At 69.4% G+C, this 24329-nt stretch carries 19 protein-coding genes and 1 tRNA gene; 10 read left to right on the top strand and 10 right to left on the bottom strand.

Going from position 1 to position 24329, the window contains the following annotated elements; genetic code table 11:
• The first annotated feature begins 13 nt into the window (after positions 1 to 13).
• The 3 genes from KOI35_RS39365 to KOI35_RS39355 all read left to right on the top strand — a co-directional run bounded on the left by KOI35_RS39365 (position 14) and on the right by KOI35_RS39355 (position 5787).
• Positions 14 to 3673, top strand: a complete 3660-nt coding sequence (locus KOI35_RS39365; protein WP_215794388.1) for an FHA domain-containing protein — start codon at positions 14 to 16, stop codon at positions 3671 to 3673.
• A gap of 56 nt (positions 3674 to 3729) precedes the next feature.
• The gene (locus KOI35_RS39360; RefSeq protein WP_215794385.1) at positions 3730 to 4716 is read left to right on the top strand and encodes a trypsin-like serine protease; all 987 of its coding nucleotides are present in this window, start codon (positions 3730 to 3732) and stop codon (positions 4714 to 4716) included.
• A 126-nt stretch (positions 4717 to 4842) separates the two neighbouring features.
• Complete coding sequence (locus KOI35_RS39355) at positions 4843 to 5787, top strand: hypothetical protein (RefSeq protein ID WP_215794383.1); 945 nt, start codon at positions 4843 to 4845, stop codon at positions 5785 to 5787.
• A 21-nt stretch (positions 5788 to 5808) separates the two neighbouring features.
• On the opposite strand, the gene KOI35_RS49165 is transcribed toward KOI35_RS39355, so the two are convergent.
• From KOI35_RS49165 to KOI35_RS39340, 3 genes are all read right to left on the bottom strand, one after another.
• Positions 5809 to 8727 (bottom strand): tetratricopeptide repeat protein, encoded by a 2919-nt coding sequence (locus KOI35_RS49165; protein WP_215794381.1) that lies wholly within the window; start codon positions 8725 to 8727, stop codon positions 5809 to 5811.
• A 428-nt stretch (positions 8728 to 9155) separates the two neighbouring features.
• Entirely contained in the window at positions 9156 to 9584 is a 429-nt protein-coding gene (locus KOI35_RS39345) for a hypothetical protein (protein WP_308121349.1), read from the bottom strand.
• 157 nt (positions 9585 to 9741) lie between these two features.
• Positions 9742 to 9817: transfer RNA gene (locus KOI35_RS39340), tRNA-Lys, on the bottom strand.
• A 147-nt stretch (positions 9818 to 9964) separates the two neighbouring features.
• Here KOI35_RS39340 and KOI35_RS39335 point away from each other — a divergent pair.
• The 5 genes from KOI35_RS39335 (at position 9965) to KOI35_RS39315 (ending at position 15355) form a co-directional block, all read left to right on the top strand.
• Positions 9965 to 11200: a L,D-transpeptidase gene (locus tag KOI35_RS39335; protein ID WP_246614506.1), complete on the top strand. Its 1236-nt coding sequence runs from the start codon at positions 9965 to 9967 to the stop codon at positions 11198 to 11200.
• A 134-nt stretch (positions 11201 to 11334) separates the two neighbouring features.
• Positions 11335 to 12546: an Ig-like domain-containing protein gene (locus KOI35_RS39330; protein ID WP_215794379.1), complete on the top strand. Its 1212-nt coding sequence runs from the start codon at positions 11335 to 11337 to the stop codon at positions 12544 to 12546.
• 81 nt (positions 12547 to 12627) lie between these two features.
• Entirely contained in the window at positions 12628 to 13044 is a 417-nt protein-coding gene (locus tag KOI35_RS39325; RefSeq protein WP_215794376.1) for a hypothetical protein, read from the top strand.
• Between the two features lie 115 nt (positions 13045 to 13159).
• Positions 13160 to 14032, top strand: a complete 873-nt coding sequence (locus KOI35_RS39320; RefSeq protein WP_215794374.1) for an MHYT domain-containing protein — start codon at positions 13160 to 13162, stop codon at positions 14030 to 14032.
• Positions 14033 to 14341: 309 nt separating this feature from the next.
• On the top strand, positions 14342 to 15355 hold the full coding sequence (locus tag KOI35_RS39315; protein ID WP_215794372.1) for a 3-oxoacyl-ACP synthase III family protein: 1014 nt from the start codon (positions 14342 to 14344) through the stop codon (positions 15353 to 15355).
• Here KOI35_RS39315 and KOI35_RS39310 read toward each other — a convergent pair.
• From KOI35_RS39310 to KOI35_RS39300, 3 genes are read right to left on the bottom strand one after another with little or no spacing between them, the layout of a single operon-like run.
• Positions 15352 to 15699, bottom strand: a complete 348-nt coding sequence (locus KOI35_RS39310) for a PRC-barrel domain-containing protein (protein ID WP_215794370.1) — start codon at positions 15697 to 15699, stop codon at positions 15352 to 15354. The two genes, KOI35_RS39315 and KOI35_RS39310, sit on opposite strands and share 4 nt — an antisense overlap.
• A 29-nt stretch (positions 15700 to 15728) precedes the next feature.
• Positions 15729 to 16166 (bottom strand): response regulator, encoded by a 438-nt coding sequence (locus KOI35_RS39305; protein ID WP_215794368.1) that lies wholly within the window; start codon positions 16164 to 16166, stop codon positions 15729 to 15731.
• 56 nt (positions 16167 to 16222) lie between these two features.
• Positions 16223 to 16591: a DUF2750 domain-containing protein gene (locus KOI35_RS39300; protein WP_215794365.1), complete on the bottom strand. Its 369-nt coding sequence runs from the start codon at positions 16589 to 16591 to the stop codon at positions 16223 to 16225.
• A 401-nt stretch (positions 16592 to 16992) separates the two neighbouring features.
• On the opposite strand from KOI35_RS39300, the gene KOI35_RS39295 reads away from it, so the two are divergent.
• Together KOI35_RS39295 and KOI35_RS39290 are read left to right on the top strand one after the other, a co-directional pair.
• Positions 16993 to 17883: a hypothetical protein gene (locus KOI35_RS39295; RefSeq protein ID WP_215794363.1), complete on the top strand. Its 891-nt coding sequence runs from the start codon at positions 16993 to 16995 to the stop codon at positions 17881 to 17883.
• 214 nt (positions 17884 to 18097) lie between these two features.
• A complete protein-coding gene (locus KOI35_RS39290; protein ID WP_215794361.1) occupies positions 18098 to 18550 on the top strand; it encodes a hypothetical protein in 453 nt (150 codons plus the stop codon).
• Positions 18551 to 18720: 170 nt separating this feature from the next.
• Here the strand turns inward: KOI35_RS39290 and KOI35_RS39285 are convergent, their stop codons facing one another.
• The 4 genes from KOI35_RS39285 to KOI35_RS39270 form a co-directional block, all read right to left on the bottom strand.
• Positions 18721 to 21336, bottom strand: a complete 2616-nt coding sequence (locus KOI35_RS39285) for a lipopolysaccharide biosynthesis protein (protein ID WP_215794358.1) — start codon at positions 21334 to 21336, stop codon at positions 18721 to 18723.
• Positions 21337 to 21556: 220 nt separating this feature from the next.
• Complete coding sequence (locus tag KOI35_RS39280; RefSeq protein ID WP_215794356.1) at positions 21557 to 22597, bottom strand: magnesium and cobalt transport protein CorA; 1041 nt, start codon at positions 22595 to 22597, stop codon at positions 21557 to 21559.
• Positions 22598 to 22624: 27 nt separating this feature from the next.
• Positions 22625 to 23359 carry an ABC transporter permease gene (locus tag KOI35_RS39275; RefSeq protein WP_215794353.1) on the bottom strand — a complete coding sequence of 245 codons (735 nt, stop codon included), beginning with the start codon at positions 23357 to 23359 and terminating at the stop codon, positions 22625 to 22627.
• A gap of 1 nt (position 23360) precedes the next feature.
• Positions 23361 to 24320 (bottom strand): ABC transporter ATP-binding protein, encoded by a 960-nt coding sequence (locus KOI35_RS39270; protein ID WP_215794351.1) that lies wholly within the window; start codon positions 24318 to 24320, stop codon positions 23361 to 23363.
• Between the last annotated feature and the right edge of the window lie 9 nt (positions 24321 to 24329).

The raw sequence follows: 24329 nt of genomic DNA, 5'->3' as shown, positions 1-24329 counted from the left end.
GACCAGCGAACAGGTGTGCGCGCTCCCGATCGTCTTCGGCCGGGACAGCAGCGTGGCCGCGGTGGCGCTGGACGACCGCAACATCTCGCGGCGGCACGCCCGGCTCGAGATCACCGGGCCCGAACTGGTCTTCACCGACCTCGGCAGCACGAACGGCTCTTTCGTCAACGGTGAGCGGGTGACCCGCCGGGTGCTCGCGGCCGCCGACGTGCTGCAGATCGGCCGGTACGACGTCCGGTGGGCGTTCGTCGACTCGAACGCGACCATGCTGTTCGACGAGTCCCAGCTGACCAGCGTGCGGCCGCCGGACCGGCCCGAGATCGCGGCCCGGCGGGTCGTGCTGGCCGCCGAGGCGCACAACCGGCAGGCCGGGCACGAGCTCGACGGCTTCCTGTCACACGCGCACGGCTTCCTGCCGGCCGAGCTCCCGCTGACCGCGTTCCCCGGCTCGCACCGGGCCTGGGACGAGATGACCGACCAGCTCCCCGAGCTGTTCCGGCGGCTGCGGGTGCGTCGCGCGTTCGACGCGATGCCGGTGCTCGACGCCCGGCCCGAGGCGCTGCCCGACCGCTATCTGCTGCGCGCCTCGACCATGCTCGGCGTCTTCGCCCACGCCTACCAGTACATGGCGATCGACCCGCCGACCGCGCTGCCCGACTCGCTGCTGCAGCCGTGGACCACCGTCTCGCGCCGGCTCGGCAAGAAGACCCCGGCCGTCTCGTACATCGACCTGTTCTTCTACAACTGGCGGCTCCGCGACCCGGCCGGTCCGCGGGCTCTGGACAACATGGACCTGCTCGTGCCGACCTGGAACAACGCGGCCGAGCGGGTGTTCTATCTCGTCACCACCGAGTTCGCGATGGGTCTGACGCCGGTGCTGGGCGCGATGCTCGACGCCCAGGAGGCGGTGGCCGCCGACGATCCGGCCGCGCTGGAACAGGCGCTGTTGGTCATCCTGGGTCAGTTGCAGCACGTCACCCAGGCCATCTATCCGCAGATCGACCCCAACCCGCGCGGCCGTCACTGGCTCGACCAGGTGCTGTGGGCCAAGACGGTCGGCACCGCCGGGGTCCCGATCTTCGACGGCGCGCCCAGCCCCAGCGGCACCGCGCAGCCCCAGATCCACGCGCTGGACGCGTTCCTCGAACGCCGCGAGTTCGGCTCGGTGGTCGGGCAGCAGAGCATCTATCTCGCCGGGTTCTTCCCGCGCCACTGGCAGGAGCTGGTGGCGGCGCTCCGCGAGGTTTCCGTACGCCAGTACGTCGAGGACAGCCGCAGCAGCACGTTGCGCGGCGTCTACAACGCGATGCTCGACGCCTACGTCGGTGACCGCGGGTGGATGGGTCTGCACCGCATCAAGGCGTACGGCTTCCTCGAAGTGGCCTTCAAGGTCGGCCGCCAGGTGACCACCGGCGCCCGGTTCACCGGCCTGTTCAAGGACCGCACCTGGGACAAGGTGGACGGTGAGCTGGCCGTCGTCCGCGAGGAGCGCCGCCCCCCGGTGGGCGCCCCGGTCGTGTTCGGCACCACTCGCCGGGGCCGGGTCGTCACCGGCGAGTCCGGCGCGTGGACCTGCTATCTCGACATCGACGTGACCGGGCAGGGCGTGCACCACCTGCCCGGCGACCGGGTCGGCGTGCTGGCCGAGCACGAGGACGAGCTGGTCCGGCGTACGGTATCGGCCCTGCAGGCCACCGGCGACGAGCTGGTGCCGTTGACTCCGCAGTGGCAGCAGGCGGTGGCCCGGCGCGAGGGCTACGGCGAGGTCGACGTGCTGCCGCTGCGCACCCTGCTGCGCTTCGCCCAGCTCCGGCCGATCGGACGCGAGCTGGCCAAACGGCTGGTCAAGCTGACCGCGGTCGGGGCCTGGCAACGGGTCGTGGACGCCCGCATGGAAGACCAGTGGGAGCTGTGGGACGTCCTCAACCTGCTCTACGCGGGCGGCTACGACGTCACCCGGCTGTGGAAGGACGGCACCTTCTGCTCGGTGATCCCGCCCGAGCCCGTCCGGCTCTACTCGATCGCCTCGGCCCCGGCGCCCGGCGAACCGGCCACCAGCTTGCGGCTCGTCGTCGCCGGTCTCGACTACAGCTCGGCCCGGACCCCCTGGTCCTACCCGCGTAAGCGGCAGGGCGCGGCCTCGCACTTCCTGCGCCGGGCGGCCCAGGACGGTCAGCGGCGGCTGTCCCTGCAGATCGTGCCCACGCCCCGGTTCCGGCTGCCGGCCGACGAGTCCCGCCCGGTGATCATGTTCGCGGCCGGTTCCGGTCTGGCCCCGTTCCTCAGCTTCGCCGACGCCCTCACCGGTCCCGGTCATCTCTACCTGGGGATCCGCACCCCCGACGAGCTGATCGAGCACGCCGGGCTGGACGCGGCCGCCGCCGCGGGCCGGCTGACCCTGTCCGTCGCGTTCTCCCGGGCCGACGCCGCCGTCACCTTCGACGGTCGCCGGCATGTCGTCGGGGCGGGCTCCCGGCGCCGCGTCGACGACGTCATCCGGGCCGAGGCCGACACGCTGGGGGAGATGCTGCAAACCGCTTCCGTGTACGTGTGTGGAAGCTCCCGCTTCGCTGCCTCCGTGGTCCAGGCGCTGACCGACATCGTGCCCGGCGACGGTCGTGAGTTCATCCGCCGGTTGGTGGCCGACGGGCGGCTCTCCCTCGACGTCTTCACCACCTATCTGGGCCACGCCCAGCAGACGCCCCGCTTCGAGATCTCCGACCTGGCGCGGCACGACACCGCCGAGGCGGGCTACTGGATGGCCATCGGCGGCGCCGTGATCGACGTCAGCGAGTTCATCCACCGGCACATCGGTGGCCCGCACATCGTCCGCAACTACGTGGGGATGGACGCCACCGCGGCGTACCGGAAAGTGCTCCACCACGCCAACGCCGAGATCGACTCGCAGCTCTCGATGTATCAGATCGGCCACCTGCGCCGGCTCCAGTTCGGTGACCGCTGGGGCGTGGTGCTGACCGAGGACGGCCTGCGCTCGCAACCGCTGGAGGAGCTGTTCCGCACCTGGGTCCGGTTCCTCTACATGCTGGTCGGCATGAGCAACGCCCTGACCGCCGACTACGGCTTCACCGCCTCGGCGAGCACCGCCGGCGAGGATCCGGGGGAGCTGACCCCGTTCAAGGCCCAGTACGTGATCGAGGCGCACCGGCGCTTCCTGGTCAGCTATCTGGACGGTCTGCTCCACGACGACCTGCGCGTGCTCTGGCTGCACACCGTCGGCTTCTGCGACCCGGAGCAGGACATCCGCTCCTTCGACACCGAGCTGACCGAGCTGTCGGCCCGGCCCGACGTCACGCTGGTGCGCCAGTCGGTCTCCGCGGTCAAGGGACTGCTGCGGGGCGGCAACGACCTCTCCCGCGTCACGTCGTTGTGCCGCACCTACGCGTACGCCGACGTCCAGCTGCTGCGCGACCTGAAAACCGCGGTGCTGCAGGGGATCCGGGCCTTCGAGACCCACGAGGCCGACGTCGTCGAGCAGGCCGCACCGACGCTGCTGAACGTCACCCGGGACGCGCTGTCTCTGGTCTCGGCCTACTACCAGCGGCTGGCCGGCCAGACCCGGGGCCAGGGCATCGCCGCCGGCGACGGCGTCGAGGAGGCCATCCCACCCGACCGTGGCCTCCCCGGCCACGGCGGCCCGCTGCTGACCTCCTGATATTCAACTGTAAACAAAGTTGACTATTAATCATCGTCTATGAAGTATCGATGGGCATGAGGAAACCCATCCGGCTCCTAGCGGTGGTGGCGGTGCTGGTGGCCGGCATCTCCGCGACCGCCGTCGCCGCGTCGGCCGCCACCGACCCCGTCCGCCCCGCACTGGTCGGTGGCCGCCCGGCCACCGAGGCGTACCCCATCGGGGTCTGGAACGCCTGCACCGTCGTCCTGATCAAGTCCGACTACGCGATCACCGCCGCCCACTGCACCTGGCGCAACGGCTACGCCGGCATCGGCACCGACCGCAACGCGCCGGTGGCCGTCACCGAGTCGGTCGGCCGGTACTTCGCCCCGGGTGGTGCCGATGTCGCCGTGCTCAAACTCTCGCCGCCGGTCACCACGGTCAAACCGGTGACGATCGCCCGCACCACCCCGGCCGTGGGCACCCCGACCCGGCTGGTCGGCTTCGGTCAGACCTGCCCCACGGTCAGCTGCGACGGCAGCACCACCAAGGCGATGGAGCTGGACACGTCGATCGTCCCCGACGCCCGCTGCCCGCTGATCGTGAACGGCGAGCAGGAACTCTGCACCGACAACCCCGGTGGCAACGCGGGCGCCTGCTACGGCGACTCGGGCGGCCCCCAGTTGCAGAAGAACAGCCGCAACGAGTGGCTGCTGGTCGGCACCACGAGCGGCGCCGGCACGGTCAACACCGACTGCGGCGTGGTCCCGTCCATCTACGTCGACGTGACCAACGCCGGCCTGCGCACCTGGATCGCCCAGACCGTCGGCGGCCTGCCCGATCCCGACGGCACCACCCCACCGACGACGCCGCCGACCACACCGCCCACAACGCCCCCGACGACACCGCCCACGACCCCTCCGACCACGCCGCCCGCGACCGGCGCTTGGGCCCCGTACACGGCGTATCGGGCCGGCCAGGTCGTCACGTACGGCGGCGCCTCCTACACCTGCGTGCAGAGCCACACGTCGCTCCCCGGCTGGGAGCCGTCGGCCGTGCCCGCCCTCTGGCGCCGCGCCTGAACTTCCGGTGCCGGCCATGGCCGGCACCGGAAACCTCAGTCACACGCTCGACGGGGGATGGCGATGGAGAGGCTGCGCCGATACGGTACGTCGGCTGGTGCCACGCTTCGATGCTCCGGGGGACACATGGACCTGCACTTCCAGCGCGCTGTTGCCTGGGCTGTTCTGGGCGCCTCGGCCATATTCACATCCGCTGCCGCCCTGGTCGCCACGAGCCGCCCGGCGTACGCCGACGAAGCCACGGCCGACCTGGAGGTAAAGGTGTCGGCCACGACGGCGATCACCGGTGAGCTGTTTCGGCGCCTCGAGCTCTCGGTGCTCAACAACGGCCCGTCGGACGTCCCCCGTTCCTGGACCCTCGTCTTCGACTTCAGCGGTCTGAACGACCGCAAGGTCACTGTTGTCCCGGTGCAGTTGCCGGACTGCGTACTGAGCGACGACAAGATGGTGTGCACCGAAACGCTCGGCATCCCGGTCGAGTCCGGCCACTTTCGAACCATGCCGTTCAACCTGGACGCCCGGCCGGGCGTGCAAGGGCCGGTCGGCTCGTTCACGATCACCGCGGATTCCAGCTCCGTGCCCGACCCCAACCCCGGGAACAACACGGCAACCATCGATGTGCGGGCCGCGGAACCCTCGACGCCGCCGACCACGCCGCCGACCACGCCGCCCGTACCGGGGGATGAGCGGTACTGCGAGGCGTACCTCTACACGGGCACCCGGACGAATCTGTGCGCCGACTTCCGTGGCGCCCACAATCCCACCTGCGACGCCGTCAAATACCAGGTGACCCTCCCCGACTACCGGAACGACCCGTGGGGCCTCGACGGACCCGCCGGCGCCAAGTTCACCGGCGTACGAGGGCTCGGATGTGAGAACAACCCGCGCAAGCCGGCACCCACAAGTTCCGCTCCCCCGCCCGGCGGCGGTGGCGGCGGTGGCGGCGCCGGCGGGCTGCCGGTCACCGGCGCCGATGTGCCCATGGCGGCCGGTTTCGGGTTGGCGCTCCTGACGATCGGCGCCGGCGCAGTATTGCTCGTGCGCCGCCGCGCGAGGAGGTTCGAGCCCTGACCTCCGTGCCGCCGCGTCCGGCTACGCCCACCGGCGGGTTCGAGGATGGTCGCTCAGCTTCGCGCGACAACGGTCGAGGATGGACAGCCCGCGCGTCAGATCAGTGGAGGCGTCCAGCTCCCGATAGATCTTGACGGCGGCAAGAAGGGGGCTCAGCGCCTCTTGGTGCCGGCCGACGGCGCTCAGCCGAGTGGCGAGTCTTTCCGCGGCTTTGGCCAGGGGCAGGCGGTAGTTCTCCGGGTCGGTGGCGGCCAGGCGTTGGTACAGCCGCACGAGCTCGGCGCTGGGGGCCAGCGCCTCGTCGGTTCGCCCGGCCTTGGCCAGCAGTTGACCGAGCTTCTGCAGTGCGCGAATCAGCGACTGCTGGTGCGCTCCGGGACTCGTCCGGGCCAGGTCTCGCCAGGCGGGGGTCACTTCGGCGGCCACGGCGAGGGCCCGGGGGTGGCCGCCGGCCATCAGGTGATCGCGGAGAACGTCCAGTGACTGTGCCAGCTCGATCAGGTAGTCGGTCGAGCTGGCCGCGGCCAGCCGCCGGCTCAGAGCGGCCGATTCCTCGATCGCGGCGCGACCGTCCTGGTGGGCCGCGAACTGGCGGGTGGCGAGCGCCCGCAGACAGCGGGCCAGGGTCGGCCGGTGTGCGCCGGGGTTCTCGGCCGCCATCTCCCGGTACAGATCCACCGCCTGTTCGGTCCAGGTGACGGCCGGTTCTTTGCGGCCGAGCGCGGCCAGTTGGTCGCCGAGACTGTTCAAGCTGGCGGCAAGATCGCGTCGATGGGTGGCCGGGTCTTTGCGGACCAGTCGTCGCCGGATGGCCACCACCTCTTTCATCCCGGGGAGTGCCTCCTCGCCGCGGCCCGAGTTGATCAGGTGCGCGCAGTAGTCGGACAGCTTGGACGCCAGCACCGGGAGGTAGGTCTCCGCGTTGCGTGCGGCCAACCGCCGGCAGATGGCTACCGCCTCGTCGGCGGAAGCCAACGCGTCGTCGTGTCGATCCAGCGCCCAGAGCCGCACACTGAGGGTGTCCAGCGCGTCCGCGAGGGCTGCGAGATGAACGGGGTTGGTCTCGGCCAAGCGGCGATAGATGTCCACGGCCTCGGAGATCGCAGCCAGAGCTGCGTCGTCCCGGCCCGCGGTCGCCAGGCTTCCGTCGAGATTGCCCAAGGTCAGGGCGAGGCTCGCCTCGTACGCGTCGGGATTGCCGGCGACGAGCCGTCGATAGAGGTCGGCGGACTCCTGGTAGGAGGAAAGCGCCAGCTCCGGGCGGTGCAGCCGCACGGCCAGGACACCCAGGTCGTTTAGCGTATCCGCCAGTTCTGAGCCCGGGAGCACGATCTGCCGGTAGGTTTCCACGGCCTCGGCGACCAGATGGAGTGCCCGATGGCCCGCGCCGACCAGTCTCATACCGAGCGTGGCCAGAGATTCCGCCAGGTCGGCCCGGTATTGATCCGGATCGTCCGCGGCCAGCTCGCGAAGCAGGGTGACCGCTTCCTCCAACGGCTCGGTGGCGTCGGCCCGGTCCAGGTCGTGGCGGCGATGACCCAGGTAGCGCAAGGTGCGGGCCAGGTGGGAGCGGAACCGGAGCCAGTCGCGCTTCGCCATGCGCCGGCAGACCGCGACGGACTCCTCGGCCGTGGCGACGGCGTCGGGCCGTCGGTTCAGCTTCGACTGAAACCAGCTCAGGGCATCCAGGGCATGGGCCAGATCGGGGAGGTCATCGAGGTCGCGGCGGATGTGTGCACAGTCCTCGGCCGCGTTCACCGCGGCGAACCACGCACCCACCTGGCTCATCCGCCATGCGTGTTCGTAGAGCAGCGTGGCCCGTCGCGAGGCTCCGCCGGCCTGGACGAGGCGCTTCTCGATCAGGGCCTCCGAGAGGGCCGCGGCCGCGAGGTCCAGGTCGGCGCGGCGCTTGTCCGGCAGGCGCCGATCCACCGCCTCGAGCACGTCCAGATCGACCTCGGGAAGGCGCGCCAGACGTGCGAGCGTGGCCCCGCCCGCACGAATGGCCAGCTCCGGCGATCGATGCAGGACGGGGTAGAGCAGCTCCGAGGCCACGTGGGGCCAGCGATAAGCGGTCTCCACCAAGGTCAGCATCATTTTCGGTGTCCACGTCGGCGAGGGGACGACCTGGCGGCGGAGACCGCGGTGTGGGCGGTGTCCGTGGTGTGGCTGGGTGAAGATGAGCAGCCTGGGCACAACGTGCAGCATCCACGGATCCGTCGGGGTGTCCGCGCCGTGGAAACCGTGGCCGGGTGTGGAGAGCGCGATGAGGTCCTCGCCGAGGCGTCCGGGGGCGAGCGGTTGGAGGACTGTGCCGGCACTTTCCGGCGGGTAGAACCGTCGGTGCTCGTTGATGAGTGCGCCGGCCGGCGCCAGACCGGCCCGCGTCAGCACCTTCTCGGCATCTGTCCAGTTCAACGGCCCGGCCAGAGTGGCCGCGCAAGTGACCTGGTGCAGGGTCTGCTGCATGCCGTCCGGCGCTTGCCGGGTACCGCGCGACCACGAGGCATACTCGCGCGTCAGCAGGTAGGACGAGACCTCGTGCGGCGTCTCCGGCTGTTTATCTCCTCGCTGATGGGCCAGGACGGCGGCCAGCGCGGCCATGTGAACCGCCAGAATCTGCCCGAACTCGGGATCACCAAGGCCGGCGGGCGGCGGCCACGCTCGCACCGGAACGCCGAGGGCCGCGGCAAAGCGGCCGGCCGCCTCAGCGTAGAGACGCGTCCGGTCTCGGTCGGCCGCCACGGCTTCGAGCCGTTCGTCGTCCACTTTGACCGGCTGGCCCACGAAATGGTTCACCACCAGTGACCACCACAGGTGCGATGATCGGCCCAGGCAGAGCAGCCGAACCTTGATCCCGGTAACGTCCCGCAGACGGTTCAGGTGGATGATCAGGTCGAGCAGTGCCTCGGCCGGCCACCGGTCGGCGTAGTCGGCCACGACGAGCAACGGTGCGTCATACAGGTCGATGCCGGCCGACTCCAATGACGGGCGGGGATTCGTCGCCTGCCAAACAGTGTGACCAGCGGCCGAGCACTGCTCGGCGATCTTGAGAGCCAGGCGGGTCTTGCCCTGGCCGCCGGCCGCGTGGAGGAGACGGACCGCCATCGGTACGTCGTTGTTCAACCAGGACTCGGCGCGGGCCAGGTCCGACTGCCGGCCACCGAACGGGACGACCTGGTGGTGTGCGTGCAGCAGCCGGCTCGGATGCTTCGCCGCCTCGGCCGGGTCGAGCTGAGCCGGTTCGCCCACAGACAAGTGGTACGGCGGCTCGGCGGTATGAACAGTGACGGGTCCCTTGACGCCGGAGATCTGGAAGCAGTGTCCGAGGATGACCTGGCGTGGCTTGCCCGGCCCGCGCGACCAGCTCAGTCCCATCGGTCGATGTCGACGTCGCCGGTGACATCGTCCACTTGACGGATCGGGCCCGCCACCGAGGTTCTGTCGATTACCTGGTCACCGGTCGGTGACGCCGATGATTCGGCCGGGCTCGGCTTCGCCGCCATCCGGACCGGCGGGGCCGCCCCGATCCGGACGCCGCCGCGAACGTTCCGGACCTGCACGACGCTCCCGCCGACGACCGAGTTCCCGACCGACTGGCCACCGGATCGCCGCGCGCGGGCAGCACCGACGCCGGAGAACGCCAAGCCGGCGATCCCGGCCAGGCCACCGAGCACACTTCCCCACTTGTCCGCCGCATCGAGCCGGGCCGCGGCGAGGGCGATGCCCCCGCTCACGAGAACGATGCCGGAGATCACCAGAGCAACCTCTCGGGACCGGCTACGCAATATCCCCACGAGAAAACGGTATGAACTTCGGTGCCGGACCGACACGGATGATCCTTCAGGAAATCGCGGCGGGTCGGCCCACCCCGAACGTGTCGCGGAGACCGCACGCGTGGCCAGAAAAAGATCAAGGCCGTACAGCTTAAAGGCTGTATGGCTTGGTGAAGTGTGGTGCGCCGCGTAGGACTTGAACCTACAACCCGCGGATTAAGAGTCCGCTGCTCTGCCAGTTGAGCTAGCGGCGCTCGTCGGCAACGGAGAAAACGTTAGCACGCCCCCAACTGATCACCGAAATCCGGGGGTGCCCCACCCGGACGGAGGACTGGATCACTTGCATTCATGAGGCAGGATGTCCCCGCAACTTCAAAAGGGCTTGGGGACGGACGGTCAGCATGCGACGCACGCTCGTGGCAGTCATGGCGATGGCGGTGATCACGCCGGTCGCGCTTGCGGCGTGCGGTGACAAGGAGAAGTCGTCGGCCTGGGTGGGCACCCCCGGGGCCAGTGCGAGCGCCTCCGCTCCCGGTGGCGAGCCGGTGCTCGAGTCCGCCTCCGTTCCGGTCAGCCTGGCGATCACGCCGGCCACCGGCAAGACCGGGGTGCCGCTGAGCGCCGAGATCGGCGTCAAGGTCGGCGGCGGCAAGGTCACCGACGTCACCGTCAAGGACGGCGCCGGCCAGGCCGTGACCGGCAAGCTGCGCGACGACGGCACCGCCTGGGTGCCGGCCGCGACGCTGAAGCCCAGCCAGAAGTACTCGGCGACCGTCGTGGCCACCTCCGACGGGGGCCAGACGACCACGCAGACCACCAGCTTCACCACGATGGGCAAGCCCGGCAAGCGGACCGGCACCGGCCTCTACCTGTTCGACGACCGGACGTACGGCGTGGCCATGCCCGTCGTCGTCGAGTTCAGCCCGGGTATCAAGAAGGCCGACCGCGCCGCCGTGCAGCGCCGGCTGTTCGTCAGCACCACGCCCGCTCAGCCCGGCGTCTGGTCGTGGACCAGCTCGGGCACCCAGGCCTACTACCGCGGACCGGAGTTCTGGAAGCCGGGCACCACGATCGCCGTCCGCGTCGGGGTGGGTGGGCTGCCGACCGGCGGCGGGCGCTACGGCGACCGTGACCGCTCGGCCACCGCCAAGATCGGGCGCTCGTTCGAGATGAAGGTCGACAACGCCACCAAGAAGATGACCGTGGTCAAGGACGGCGCGACGATCAAGACGATGCCGGTGAGCCTGGGCAAGAAGAGCACGCCCTCGTCCAGCGGTGTGATGGTCGTCATGGAGAAGAAGGAACAGACCGTCTTCGACACCACGGACACCGACGGCGCCGACGGTTACGTGACCGAGATCGCGTTCGCGCAGCGGCTGACCTGGAGTGGGCAGTACATCCACTCGGCCCCGTGGTCGGTCGGTGACCAGGGCCGACGCAACGTGTCGCACGGCTGCGTCAACGTGGCGCCGGGCAACGCGCGCTGGCTGTTCGACAACACGCTCATCGGCGACCCGGTCACCGTGAAGGGCACCGGAGACAAGCTCTCGTACGGCAACGGCTGGACGCCCTGGGATCTTTCGTGGTCGGAATACATCAAGGGGAGCGCTCTTCCGGTACCCGTGTCGCTTAAGTGACCAATGTTGCAAAAGGTACAAAAAGGCACCGAATGCGAAGGAATGAAACCGGCGGCGGCACGATTCCGGGATTGGTGACCGGGAAAGATAAAGGCAGTATTGGCGCCGGGACGATTCGACGCCGTGAGGGGACCATGAAGACCTGGGGATTCAAAAAGGCAGCCGTCGCCATCGCGGCGTCGAGCCTGCTGCTCACCTCGGCCTGCGGTGACGGCGGCAAGAAGTCGTCCTCCTGGCAGGGCGGCGGGGCGCAGCCCGGCAGCAGCGCCGGCGCCACCAGCGAGGCCCCGCAGCCGAGCACCGTGGCGGTGACCGAGCCGGCCGCCGACGCCAAGAACGTCGTGGCGATCAGCCCGATCAAGTTCACCAGCGAAGACGCCGAGAACACCGAGGTCAAGGTCACCGACGCCAAGGGTGGCGCGGTCGAGGGCACCCTCGACAAGGACGCCAAGACCTTCACCCCGGCCAAGACGCTGGACTACGGCACGAAATACACCGTGACCGTCACCGGCCCGCAGGCCGAGGGCAAGACCAACACGGCGACCTCGTCCTTCACCACGATGGCCAAGCCGTCGAAGGAGATCCGCGTCACCAGCTTCATGGGCGACGGCCAGACCGTCGGCGTGGGCATGCCGCTGATCATCAAGTTCGGCCGGTCCATCCCCGAGAGCTACCGCGACGACGTCGAGCGCCGCATGAAGGTGACCGCCACCCCGGCCCAGGAAGGCACCTGGCACTGGACCAGCCCGACCGAGGTGCACTACCGGCCCAAGGTCTACTGGAAGGCGCAGTCCAAGGTCTTCTACAAGGTGGCGCTCAAGGGCGTCCCGCTCGGCAGCGGTTACTACGGCCGCTCCGACCTGACCGTCGACCTCAAGATCGGCCGCTCGCTCGTCATGACGGTCTCCAACAAGACCAAGCAGATGACGGTCAAGCAGGACGGCAAGGTCATCAAGACCATCCCGGTCAGCCTGGGCAAGAAGAGCACGCCGTCGTCGAGCGGCACGATGGTCGTGATCGAGAAGAAGGAACACACGATCTTCGACACGACCGACGAGCTGCCCGCCGGCGAGGGCTACAAGACGCCGATCGACTTCGCGCAGCGGATCACCTGGAGCGGCCAGTTCATCCACGCCGCGCCGTGGTCCGAGGGCAAACAGGGCAAGGTCAACGTCTCGCACGGTTGTGTGAACGTCTCCGAGGCGATGGGCAAGTGGCTCTTCGACCGCACCATGATGGGCGACCCGATCACGGTCAGCGGCACCGAGGAGAAGCTCAAGAACGGCAACGGCTGGACCGACTGGAACATGAGCTGGGACGAGTACAAGAAGGGCTCCTACCTCTGAGTCGCCGGTCAGTGAGGCCCGGTCGCGTGGCGGCCGGGCCTTTTGCTGCCGTACGCCGGCAACCGCGCTTAATCTGACGAAATGTCCCGCGTCCCGGCGCTGATCCTCGCCGCCCTGCTGACCGCGACGGTCACCGGCTGCGGCCGCGACGAGACGCCGGTCGCCGGGCCGACCGCGGCCCCGAGCCCGACCCCGGTCTCGGCGAGCGCCTCCGCCCTGGTGGACGACCCGCCGGGCACGCTGACCTGCGCCGCCCTGGCCCAGGCGATCGCCGACTCGTCGCTGATGACCCCGGGCGTGGTCGACGGCATCGCGCGGGTCAGCGGCACGGCCGACGCCCCGGTCGCCGATGCGGCTGGGCGCCTGCTCGCGGCGTACGGGAAAGCGGTCCTCTCGGTCGGAAAAGACGACGAACCGGATGCCGTGGCCGCGGTGAGCGCAGCGGCCTCGGATATGTCCAGTGTCTGTTCGGACAGCGGGCTGCAGACCGTCGGGTGATCACCCGAACCGATTTACGGGTTCTAATCTTCGGCGAGGCGCGCGTCTGACCTGCGATTTCGGGGCCCGCGCGAAACAGGGACGGCGGGGCGAAAGCCGAAAAGGGGACAACTCGATGGGGCAGATCCATCACTTCGACCACGGGTGGATCACTCCCACCGTCAGCTATGTCTTGTCGGTGCTGGGCTCGATGCTCGGGCTGACCTGCGCCGTTCGGTTCCGCACGGCCGGCGGGCGCGGTGAGCGCATCTGGTGGCTCGTGCTCGCCTCGCTGTCGATCGGCGGCACCGCGATCTGGAGCATGCACTTCGTCGCGATGATGGGCTTCAGCGTGGTCGGCACGCCGATCCGCTACGACGTCGGCCTCACCGTGGCCAGCGCCGTCATCGCCGTGCTCGCGGTCGGCGTCGGCCTCACGATCGCGCTGCTCGGCACGGGCGCGAAGAACCTCCGCATCGTCATCGGCGGGGTCATCGCGGGCCTGGGCGTCGCCGCGATGCACTACACGGGCATGGCTGCGATGAAGCTCAACGGCGAGGTCTCGTACGCGATGACGCAGGTCGGCCTGTCGATCGGCATCGCCGTCGTCGCCGCCGCGGTCGCGCTCTGGCTGGCCGTCACCGTGCGCCGCCCAATCGTGATCTTTGCCGCCGCGCTCGTGATGGGCATCGCGGTCAACGGCATGCACTTCACCGGCATGACCGCCATGTCGGTCGAGGCGCACCCGACCACCGACCAGCTCCCCGGCGCGACCGCCAGCGGCATGCTCGTCCCGATCGGGCTGGCCGTGGTCTTCGGCATCATCGGGCTCGCCTATGCCCTGATGTCGGCCCCGACCGAGGAGGACCGGGCGGCCGCGGCCTACCTGGCTCAGCGGCGCGAGGAGGCCGCGGCGCGCATCCCGCAGCAGGCCGGCCCGGGCACGACGCTGAACGGTGGCGGTCTCGGGTCGGGCGCCTGGACCTACCGGGACCGCTCATCCCGCTGACGTTTTTCCCCAGAAAAGGCCGGCCCGACGGGCCGGCCTTTTCTCTATTTGAAGACGGATGCCGACTTGTGACACAGTCCGATTTGTCACATCAGAAGTGACTCTCCGTGATAACGATCTCGACGGAGCGGACGCTGAGGCGTCATTTCGACCCCAGTTGTTACCGGCCCGTTTCCGAAGTCGCCGCCGGTGGGCCGATCGGCCGATATGGGCGGTCCGCACGTCGTGGGATCTTGCCTGCCTGTCATAGCCTAAACCCGATAGCCTCTTTCGCGGGACAGCGGGCGAGTTCGATCAAGTGGGGGCAACATGAGCGTGGGCATCCTGGGCACCGGCTCGTATCTGCCGGCCGAGGTGGTCACCAACACCGATCTGGTGCGTCTCGTGCCGGATGCCGATCCCGAGTGGGTCAGCCGCAAGACGATGATCGAGGCGCGCCGGTTCGCCGCGCCCCACGAGGCCGCTTCCGACCTCGCCGCCGAGGCCGCGCGTCAGGCCCTCGACAACGCCGGGCTCGAGGCCGTCGACATCGACTACCTCATCGTGTCGACCTCAACCGGTGACTCTCCGCAACCGCCGACGTCCACCCTGGTGCAAGACCTGATCGGCGCCAACCGGGCCGCCTGCTTCGACATCAACGTGGTCTGCGCCGGGTTCGTCTTCGGGGTCGCGCTGGCCAACAGCCTGGTCTCGATGAACCCTACGGCCAAGGTTCTGGTCATCGCCTCAGACATCTACTCGCGCATCCTCGACTTCGGCGACCGCCGCACGGCCGTGCTCTTCGGCGACGGCGCGGGCGCGGCGGTCGTGGGCACGGTGGCCGACGGCTACGGCTTCCTCGACTCCGAGCTCGTGTCCCGCGGCGAGGCCAGCCAGCTGATCCACGTGCCCGGGGGCGGCAGCCGCCTGCCCGCCTCGGCCGACACGATCGCCAACGGCGACCACTACTTCAAGATGAACGGCCGCGGCGTGCGGGAGTTCGTCAACAGCGGTGTCCCGCCGGCGCTCGAGGCCCTGCTCAAGCGGGCCGACATCGCCGTCGAAGACGTCACCCACTTCGTGCCGCACCAGGCCAACGGCGTCATGCTGGCCGAGCTGGTCGAGGCGGCCGGCCTGACCGAGGCCCAGACCCACCTCACGCTCGACCGCTACGGCAACGTGGGCAGCGCCTCCGTGCCGGTGACGCTGGACGAGGCCAACCGCACCGGCGCCCTCAAAGAGGGCGACATCGTGCTGATGGCCGGCTTCGGCGGCGGCATGTCGGTCGGCGCGTCGCTGATGCGCTGGGGTGGCGCCGGCGCTGGTGCGGCCGCTCGCGCCTAGCGTGGCTGGACGAGCCAGTTCCACGCCCGCTTGAGCGTGTCCTGCAGGCCCTCGTCGGCGATGCGTGCCGACGGGTCCTCACTCGGTTCCGGCAGGTCGGCGGCCGGCACGGTGAGAATCACGCCGTGCTCGAAGAGGCCGCCGACCTTGTCGGCCGGGGCGAACCGGTGACCCTCGGGCGTCTCGACGATCAGCCCGTGAAAGACGTCCGACTGTTCGTCGGCCAGCACATGCTCGACCTCGCCGGCGCGCGCCCCCGACTCGTCGAAGACGGGCGTGCCGTCCTTGAGCACGAGGTAGGCGACCGGAGCGCCGAGGTCTTCGGGAGCTTCGTTCGTGGTCATGGTCACCTGATACCCCGGGTGAGGCCCGCCTACGCTTCGCGGTCTTGCGGAAGTGTCGCGATCTCGCGGTAGAAGCGGTTGATCTGCCGCACGGTCGCCTCGAAGTCGTCCAGCCCGAACGGCTTGGTGACATAGGCGTTGGCCCGGTGCTGATAGCTCGCGACGATGTCGGGCGCCGCGCCCGAGGTCGTCAGGATCACCACCGGGATGGCCTTGAGCCGGTCGTCCGTCTTGATGGCGGCCAGCGTCTCGCGCCCGTCCATCCGCGGCATGTTCAGATCGAGCAGGATCAGGTCGGGCCGGCTCGCCTGCGGGTAGGCGCCCTCGCGCCGCAGATAGTCGAGCGCCTCGCGCCCGTCGACGACCCGGTCGACGTTGGCCTGCGTATCCCCGGACTCGAGCGCTTCGGAAATCATGAGCGCGTCGGCGTCATCGTCATCGACGACGAGGATCTGAAGGCTACGCACGCGGAGGGCCCCTTTGGTTGCTGTGCCGCAAGCATAGGGGTACGACGTGCCGGTCTCTAGTCTCGGGCGTCGTCGGCCGGCTCGTCCGAGAACCACTGCCGCACCTGGTCGGCCTCCAGGTCGTAACCGGTGGCCCGGGCCCCGGCCCAATTGACGCCCACGAGCAGCCCGTCGTCCTCCAGCTGCGGCAGCCATTCGTCGAGCCATTCGTCGACGTCGACGGCCATCACCTCAAAGCCGCGGTAGGCCTCGACCTGGTCGACCATCCGCCCGGCCCGGGTCGGTTTCGACCAGAACGGCACGGTGCGCCGCCCGTCCGCCAGCTCGGGCGCCGGCAGCCCGCCGTCGTCCCGGATCGCATAGACGCGCCCCTCCCCGGCCGCTTCCCGCCGGAACGCCGCCCGGTGCGCCCCACTCAGCGACATCGGTATCTCCCTCTTCTCCGTCCGTCCGATCATCGCCGCTGCCGGCGCCCGGTCCGGCCGAAACACCCAAGACCAACCCCGCCGACGTACGCGAAGGACGGCGACTGACCCCGCCACCGGGCTGTGCTCGGCGGCGATCTTGTCGTTATCGAATCCGTGGTTATTCATATGCGCTGGTGAGACCGGATTCGATCGTGGAACGAGAGCAAATTGCGTGGCGAAATGTGGGGGATATGACCATCAACTTTTCGGACAGGCGGGGCTAAACATTTAGTACATGAATGAGGAAATCACCGCGAAACGCGTGGCGAAGGCACGGCAGGATCCAGTGGTGGTCATATTGTCCGGTTTGTCGGTTGGCAACCTGGCCGGACAACTCAACAGTCACTGGAGGAGTTTCAATGAACAACAGTCGACGCATCGGGGCGCTCGTGGCCATGGCCACGGCGGCGGTCGGCATGGCTACGGTGACCGCGACGGCACCCGCTACGGCGGCGCCGAGGGGACCGGAGCCGGTCTCCAACTGGCTGGGCGCGGTCCGGGCGAACGCCGACAGCTGGGTCAAGATCTACTTCCGTACGGACCGGAAGGTCTGCGACGTCGAAGTGCGCGTCAGCGGCCGGGACGTCGACGTCGACTACCCGGGTCGCCGCAACTACACGTCCTTCAGCCGGGGCGACCAACTGCGCCCGGGTCGCACGGACTTCGCCGCCGTCTCGGTGAACCCCGACTTCGACCGGGCCGGCATCGCCCGCCTGCGGGCCACGATCGCATTCGACACGTGCGGCCGTCGCGACCGCACCCAGTACCGCTCGTTCTCGCTGGCCCTGCCGGTGCTGCGGAACAACAACCACGGTGGCCCCGGCTTCCCGGGTCGCCCCGGTGACGGTCCGGGTCGCCCCGGCGATGGTCCGGGACGTCCGGGTGATGGTCCGGGACGTCCGGGTGACGGTCCGGGTCGTCCGGGTGATGGTCCGGGTCGCCCGCACAACCCGGGCTGGCCGACCCGCCCGACCGCCTCGCCGTCGACGAGCCCGACCGCCAGCCCGACGGCAACGGTGAGCCCGACCGCGACCGCGACGACGACCACGAGCCCGACCGCTACGGCGACGACGGACCCCACTCCTAGCCCGACCCGCACCTGGACCCGTGGTCCCGGTGGCGACGGCGGTACCCGTGGACCGGGTGGCGACGGTGGCACCCGTGGACCGGGTGGCGACGGTGGTACCCGTGGCGGCGACGGTGGTACCCGTGGCGGCGACGGTGGCACCCGTGGCGGCGGCAACGGCTGATCGTCCCCCGACGGCGAAGCGAGTCCCGGGCCCACCGATCAGTTCGAGGGCCCGGGACTGGCGACGCCCGAGCGGGCCGGAGGCGGTGCGTGGAAGCGCGCCGGCCACGAGCGGGACCGCGTACGGGAAAGATGACATGCGCCCGAATTGTGCGTTATAGCATGATCGACGGCCGGGCGCGAAACAAGCGGCCTGGGCAACGGGAGGTATCGAGATGAGAACAGCCGGAATCATCGCCGCCACCGCGGCCGCCGCGATGAGCGCCCTGGTCGTAGCGTCGCCGGCGAGCGCCGCGGGCAACGCGCCGAAGCAGTTCAAGGGCCCGCACGTCGTCAACCAGATGCTCTCCACGGTCGACGCCAACGACTCGCAGTGGGTGCGCGTCAAGTGGAAGACCGACCGCCGCATCTGTGACGCGCAGGTGGTCATCTGGGCCAACGACGACGACGTCGCCATCGACTACCCGAGCGACCGGGAGTACACGTCGTTCTCGCGCGGTGACACGCTCAACCGCGGCCGCGGCGACTACACGTCGTTCCGCATCGAGGCCGACTTCAACAAGGACTCCTGGGCGATCCTCGCGGCCACCATCACGTACACCGACTGCAGCCGCAATTCGGACACCTATACCTCGAACGCCGGTCTGGTCGTGCCAGTCCGGGCGTAGACAGCGGTGCAGTCAGTGCACCGGGACATAGCGGGTGCGGCCCCACCGGGCCGCGCCGGATGAACGAGGGGCGGCTCAGGTCCGCCCGAGCAGAACGGCGACATCGATCGCCGGACATAACGCGACGGCGCCCGGCCAGAGAAGGCCGGGCGCCGTTGCGATCAGAAGGGTCAGACCCGGGCGAGAACCTGGGTGGCCTCGTCCGACTCGCGCCGCGCCGCCATGATCAGCGCGGACGGGTCGGTGAGCACCATCTCCATCGCCTTGGAGATCAGGTTGGGGTCGAAGGTCGACGCGTGGAACGTCGCCTCCAGGTGCAGCACCCCGTTCATCTCGCTGGTCGTCAGGCAGACGCCCTCGGGGCTGTTCAGCGTCGGGACGCTCAGGTTGACCCGCCACTCCGGGCCGACCGACCACGGCAGGTCACCGAGCAGGTCGTGCCGGCCCTGGTTGCTGAAGGTCAGGCGGGGCCGCGGCGGGATGGCCAGCTCCGACGGGTACGGGTCGGGCATGCCGGGCGCGCCGTCCAGAGCGATCTTGCCCTCGCGCAGCACCATCATCGTGAGGATGCGGCCGGTGGCCAGCTCGTTCTTGATCGTCGTGTTGATCGACGCCGGGTCCATCATGTTCTGCGGGGACAGGTAGGGACCCATGCAGAAGTTGCTGTCGATCCGGACGTCCTTGTCGAGGAACCGCCGGCCGTCGGCCAGGAACGTCGCGCCGCCGGTGTCCGGCTTGAGGCCCAGCTGGTGCAGCGCCGCGGTGAACGCCGCGAACGTGATGGCCGAGGTGGTGACGCCGGGGCTGTACTCGTCGCGCCACTTGCGCATCAGCTTGAGCGTCGAGGCCGAGCGCGCCGACCGTACGGTCAAATTGGGTTGCCACTTGCGCATCCGGGTCTCTTCGGCCTCCGGCGGGCGGGCGAAGCTGATGCCCTCCTTCCACCGGGCCGGCTTGGTGCCGAACTGCTTCCACCAGGCCTTGGGCAGCGCCATCCGGTTGCGCTCGAGCGGCGGGATCACCGCGGCCCGGCCCTGGCTGGCCGCGAGCACCAGCTCGTGCACCAGCGAGTTCACCGGGCCGGCGTCGCCGTACGCGTGCGACACCTTGATCGCGATGTAGCCGGCCCCGACCAGGATCCGGATCGGGTGCACGCCGCGCGGCTCGGACTGGAGCTTGCGGGTCATCCCGTCCATGTCGAGCGACCAGTCGCCCGAGTCTTGCACGGCGCGGTGCACGAACTGGGCGAACTCGGCCCCGTTCATGTGCTCCCAGCGCGCCCCGACCCGGTCGAGCTTCGACACGGCCCGGTGCTTGGGGTCGGCGGCGTGCAGACCGATCAGAGCCCGCCGTACGCCGTCCACGGTCACGCCGTACAGCGGCCCGACGGTCCGGATGTATTCGAGCGGCAACCAGGCCCGCTCGTGCAGCGTCATGACGGTGGTGTTGGCGCTGTCACCGCGGCGCTTGGCGCTGCCGAAGACGACCCGCAGCACGGTCGGCGCGACCAGCACGGTCTCCACGCCCATCACGATCGCGACCCACATGACCAGGTCGGTCAGGCCGCCGTGGGTGCCGCCGTACCAGGCCCCGCCCAGCTCGGCGATGCCCGCGAAGAGCGAGAAGATGCCGGCCCCGCGGACCCGGTCGTTGACCCGGGAGATCGCCATGAAGAAGTGCAGGAAGACGAACGGCACGTAGGTGAGCGTGAGCAGCCGCAGGGCGTCGCTCGCGGTCTCGGCGTATTGAGCGCCGAACACCGACATGATCGGGTTGGCCAGCAGGTAGACCAGCGCCGCGACCGGCAGACCGCCGCCGAGGCAGATCATCAGGCCGACCCGCACCTTGGAGGTCAGCGCCCGCTTGTCGCCGCTGGCCACCGCGAACAGCGTGAGGGCGACGTTGCCGGGCACCATCGCGAGGAACGACAGCACCATGAAGGCGGTGTAGAACGACGCGTTGGCCTCGGCCGACAGCACCGCGGTGACGACCAGCGGCAGGGCCGCGCGGGGCAGGTAGGTCGCCAGGTTGAGCAGGTTGTGGTCGAAGGTCGACTTGCCCCGGCCCTTGAGCAGCGAGAGGCGCGGCTTGGCGGAGTCGATGATGCGGTTGCGCCGCAGCGCGCCGCTCAGGATGGCGGTCGACAGCACGATGCCGGCCACCCAGGTCAGCAGCAGCTCGTTGCCGGTCAGGGTGATCGGCGCCAGGGCCAGACCGCCCAGCAGCGCCAGCTTGATCACCGAGAACCAGGCGTTGCGCATCAGCTGCAGCGGGCCCTTGAGCAGGCCGACCAGGGCTTCGTCGAGCACCAGGGTCATCGAGTTGAGTGCGATGCCGATGACCAGCAGCACGGTGCCGAAGGTGCCGCCCAGCGCCGCCTGCAGGCCGGGGATCCACAGCTGGGCGACGACCACGTAGATGATGCCGCCGACCGTGGCGGCGCTGCCGGCCACGAGCAGACAGGTGGTGATCAGTTCCCACTTGGGCCCGCGCAGCTGCGACAGGTCGGAGATCAGCATGGTGCCCATGCCGAACATGCCGATGGTGCCGATCAGCGTCATCGCGGAGACCGCGGCCGACGCCTGACCCACCGCCTCGGGGGACGCCGAACGAGCGGCGACCCACCAGAACGCGAACCCGAACAACGACGTGATCGCCGTGGTGGCGATCAGCGAGCCGGCGTTCAGGAACAGATCGACGTGCCCTTTGAGGGCAGTCAGGATGCCGCTGCGCCGCTTGGCCGGTTTTGCCTGACCCTGCGGTGCGGCGACCTGGGTCGCAGTCACACAGCCTCCCCACGGAACGACGATGAAACGCTAGTTACTCGCCGGTTTCGATGGCTACGGGAGAGCGGCCGAATCTTCGCGTACTGTCCGGTATGGACGATCATTGAAGCGGTGGATGCGGCTGGCCGTTCGGTCGATGCCTGATGCTCCTGAGGTCCCAGATGAATCACCTGGCACTCACGCACCCTTGATCGACCGTCACCGTCCGTGACGTGGATCATCACAACCAACCCGCTCGTTTGAACCGCCAGAAGAGGCCGCTACAGACGAGAACAATTATCACAATGGTCACCGAGAACCCATACCGGGAGTCGATTCCTGGCATGTTCGCGAAGTTCATCCCATAGATCCCGGCACCCACGGTGGGGATGGCCGCGATGGCGGCCCAGGCCGCGATCATCCGCATGTCGTTGTTCTGCTCGAGCGTGACCTGCGTCAATCGGGCCTGCAGGATGGAGTTGAGCAGGTCGTCGAAGCCGGCCACACGATCGGTGGCCCGGGCCAGGCGCCCGCGGACGTCGACGAAATAGGGCCTCAGCCCCGGCGGCAGGACGGTCAGGTCGAGCAGCCGGGCGAGCGGCTCGGACAGTGGCAGCACGGCTCGTTTGAGCTCGACCATTTCCCGCTTGAGCTGGTAAAAGTGGGCGATGTCGGCGGACCGCCGTGTGGCGAACGTCTCCTCCTCGAGACGCTCCAGATCGCGCTCGACCTCGGCCGCGACCTCCAGATAGTCGTCGACCATCCGGTTCGCCACCGCGTACGCAACCCCCCACGGTCCGCTTCGCACCAGTTCGGGGCGCTTCTCCGCTTCCTGCCGGACTCGCCACAATGCACCCGCCGCGCCGTGACGCACGGTGATCACGAACCACGGTCCGATCAGCACCGTCACGTCGCCGGTGTCGACCACTTCACTGGTGGCCGTCAATTCCTCGTGCTCGACGTAGCGGGCCGTCCGCAGGACGAGCCGGGTCACCTCGCCGATCGTCTCGACGGCCGGCCGGTGCCCGTCCTCGACCGTCTGCTCGACGACCAGGTCGTGCAGCCCGAAAGTGTGCGCGACGGCCCGCATGGTGCCCAGGTCGGGCTCGTGCAGGCCGAGCCAGAGGAACTCGCCGCGCCGCCGGTGGGCCTGGCCGAAGTGGACGGTGCCCGGTTTGCGACCTCCGGAGCGATAGACGGCACAGTCGACCACGGAGTCCGGATTACGGCGGCGCGGCGCCGCGACCGGATCGTCGGCGCGACGCCGCCACAGTTTGAACACGGGCCGACGGTATCGGCACCGCGCATCTCAGTCCGAGTTGCGCATGGCCCGGACCCCGGCCCACAGCTCTACGGCCGCCGTCGCCGCCCCGGCGACCAGCCCGCCGAACGTCGCCGACGAGAGGATGTCCCCGGCGAACAGCGCCCGCTCGGCATCCACGACGTAGCTCAGCGGATTACCGCGGGCCAGGGCCTGCAGCCAGCCGGGTCCGTTGTCGATCGGCAGCAGCACCCCGGCCAGCAGCAGCAACGGGAAGATCAGGGTCTGCTGCACGGTCCAGAACAGCCACTCCTGGTTCTTCGAGGCCAGCGCCAGCGTGTACGACAGGGCGCCCAGCCCGATGCAGAAGGCGGCCAGGATGACCAGCCCGAGCAGCGCGCCCACGAGGTTGAACCGGAACCCGAACGGCGCGCAGACGGCCACGATCAACGCCGCCTGGGCGAACATCGGCACGATCTCCTTGAGCGCCCGCCCGATCAGCAGGGCCGGCCGCCGCAACGGGGTGACCAGCATCCGCTCGTGCGATCCGGTCTGGATCTCGAAGAGCAGGTTCGAGCCGGTCATCGACGACGCGAACAGGCACGACATCACGATGATGCCGGGCACGAACCACTGCAGCGAGTCGTCCGGCAGCAACGGCGTGAACAGCGCCAGGAACACCAGCGGCTGCACCATCGAAAAGATGATCGTGAACGGGTCCCGCAGCACCGGCCGCAGCTCCCGGCTGAACACGGTGCGGGTGTCGGCCACCAGGGTCGTCATCTCAGACCTCCACCAGTTCGCGCGAATCGGCCGTGCCGCCCTCACGCAGGCTGCGACCGGTCAGCTTGAGGAACACGTCGTCCAGCGTCGGCCGCACCACCTCGACCTCGGTGGCCGGGTTTCCGAGGGTCCGAAGATCATCAAGGATTTCCGGTACGCGTCGAGGAGCCCCCTGCGTCCGGATGGTCAGCCGGGTGTCTTGCCGCTCCGGATCGAACCGGGCGACGGCGGCTGCCGCGCTCGCCGCGTCTGTCTCGTGGTCGAACCCGAGAATGATCCGGTCGCCCACGTGCTCGGCCTTGAGCTGCGCCGGGGTGTCGTCGGCGATGATCCGCCCGTGGTCGATCACGATCACCCGCTCGGCCATCGAGTCCGCCTCGTCGAGGTAGTGGGTGGTCAGCACGATCGTCGTCTCGTGCCGGGCCCGCAGGTCGAGGATGTGCTCCTGCAGGTTGGCCCGGTTCTGCGGGTCGAGGCCGGTCGACGGCTCGTCCAGGAACAGCAGGCCGGGCTCGTGGATCAGCCCCATCGCGATGTCCAGCCGGCGCCGCTGCCCGCCGGAGAGGCTGGAGACCCGGCGGTCGGCCACCTCGCCCAGGCCCAGCGACTCGATCAGGGTGGCCGCGCGGGCCCGGGCGCTCCTGACCCCGAGCCCGTAGGCCCGGCCCTGGCTGATCAGTTCGTCCCGGCCCCGCTGGCTGTGACCGGCGCCGTTGCCCTGCCCGATGTAGCCGATCCGCATCCGCACCTCGCGTTGCTGCCGCACCACGTCGAACCCGGCCACCCGGGCCGTCCCCGAGGTCGGCGGGATCAGCGTCGTCAGCATCCGCAGCGTCGTCGACTTGCCGGCGCCGTTCGGGCCGAGCAGCGCGACCAGTTCGCCGGGGGCCACGTTGAGGTCGATGCCGTCGACGGCTCGGACGTCCTTGAAGTGCTTGGTGAGCCCGTACGTCTCCATCATGGTTCTGAC

The sequence above is a fragment of the Paractinoplanes bogorensis genome, assembly GCF_018829635.1.
GTDB lineage: Bacteria > Actinomycetota > Actinomycetes > Mycobacteriales > Micromonosporaceae > Actinoplanes > Actinoplanes bogorensis.
Note: the sequence above shows the minus strand (reverse complement) of the source record. Positions and strands in the feature narration are given on the sequence as shown.

What these genes read in the sequence shown, in the direction of transcription:
- KOI35_RS39360 (WP_215794385.1), top strand. Translation starts at nt 3,730, where the DNA reads ATGAGGAAACCCATCCGGCTCCTAGCGGTGGTGGCGGTGCTGGTGGCC.
- KOI35_RS39355 (WP_215794383.1), top strand. Translation starts at nt 4,843, where the DNA reads ATGGACCTGCACTTCCAGCGCGCTGTTGCCTGGGCTGTTCTGGGCGCC.
- KOI35_RS39335 (WP_246614506.1), top strand. Translation starts at nt 9,965, where the DNA reads ATGCGACGCACGCTCGTGGCAGTCATGGCGATGGCGGTGATCACGCCG.
- KOI35_RS39330 (WP_215794379.1), top strand. Translation starts at nt 11,335, where the DNA reads ATGAAGACCTGGGGATTCAAAAAGGCAGCCGTCGCCATCGCGGCGTCG.
- KOI35_RS39325 (WP_215794376.1), top strand. Translation starts at nt 12,628, where the DNA reads ATGTCCCGCGTCCCGGCGCTGATCCTCGCCGCCCTGCTGACCGCGACG.
- KOI35_RS39320 (WP_215794374.1), top strand. Translation starts at nt 13,160, where the DNA reads ATGGGGCAGATCCATCACTTCGACCACGGGTGGATCACTCCCACCGTC.
- KOI35_RS39315 (WP_215794372.1), top strand. Translation starts at nt 14,342, where the DNA reads ATGAGCGTGGGCATCCTGGGCACCGGCTCGTATCTGCCGGCCGAGGTG.
- KOI35_RS39310 (WP_215794370.1), bottom strand. Translation starts at nt 15,699, where the DNA reads ATGACCACGAACGAAGCTCCCGAAGACCTCGGCGCTCCGGTCGCCTAC.
- KOI35_RS39300 (WP_215794365.1), bottom strand. Translation starts at nt 16,591, where the DNA reads ATGTCGCTGAGTGGGGCGCACCGGGCGGCGTTCCGGCGGGAAGCGGCC.
- KOI35_RS39295 (WP_215794363.1), top strand. Translation starts at nt 16,993, where the DNA reads ATGAACAACAGTCGACGCATCGGGGCGCTCGTGGCCATGGCCACGGCG.
- KOI35_RS39290 (WP_215794361.1), top strand. Translation starts at nt 18,098, where the DNA reads ATGAGAACAGCCGGAATCATCGCCGCCACCGCGGCCGCCGCGATGAGC.
- KOI35_RS39275 (WP_215794353.1), bottom strand. Translation starts at nt 23,359, where the DNA reads ATGACGACCCTGGTGGCCGACACCCGCACCGTGTTCAGCCGGGAGCTG.
- KOI35_RS39270 (WP_215794351.1), bottom strand. Translation starts at nt 24,320, where the DNA reads ATGATGGAGACGTACGGGCTCACCAAGCACTTCAAGGACGTCCGAGCC.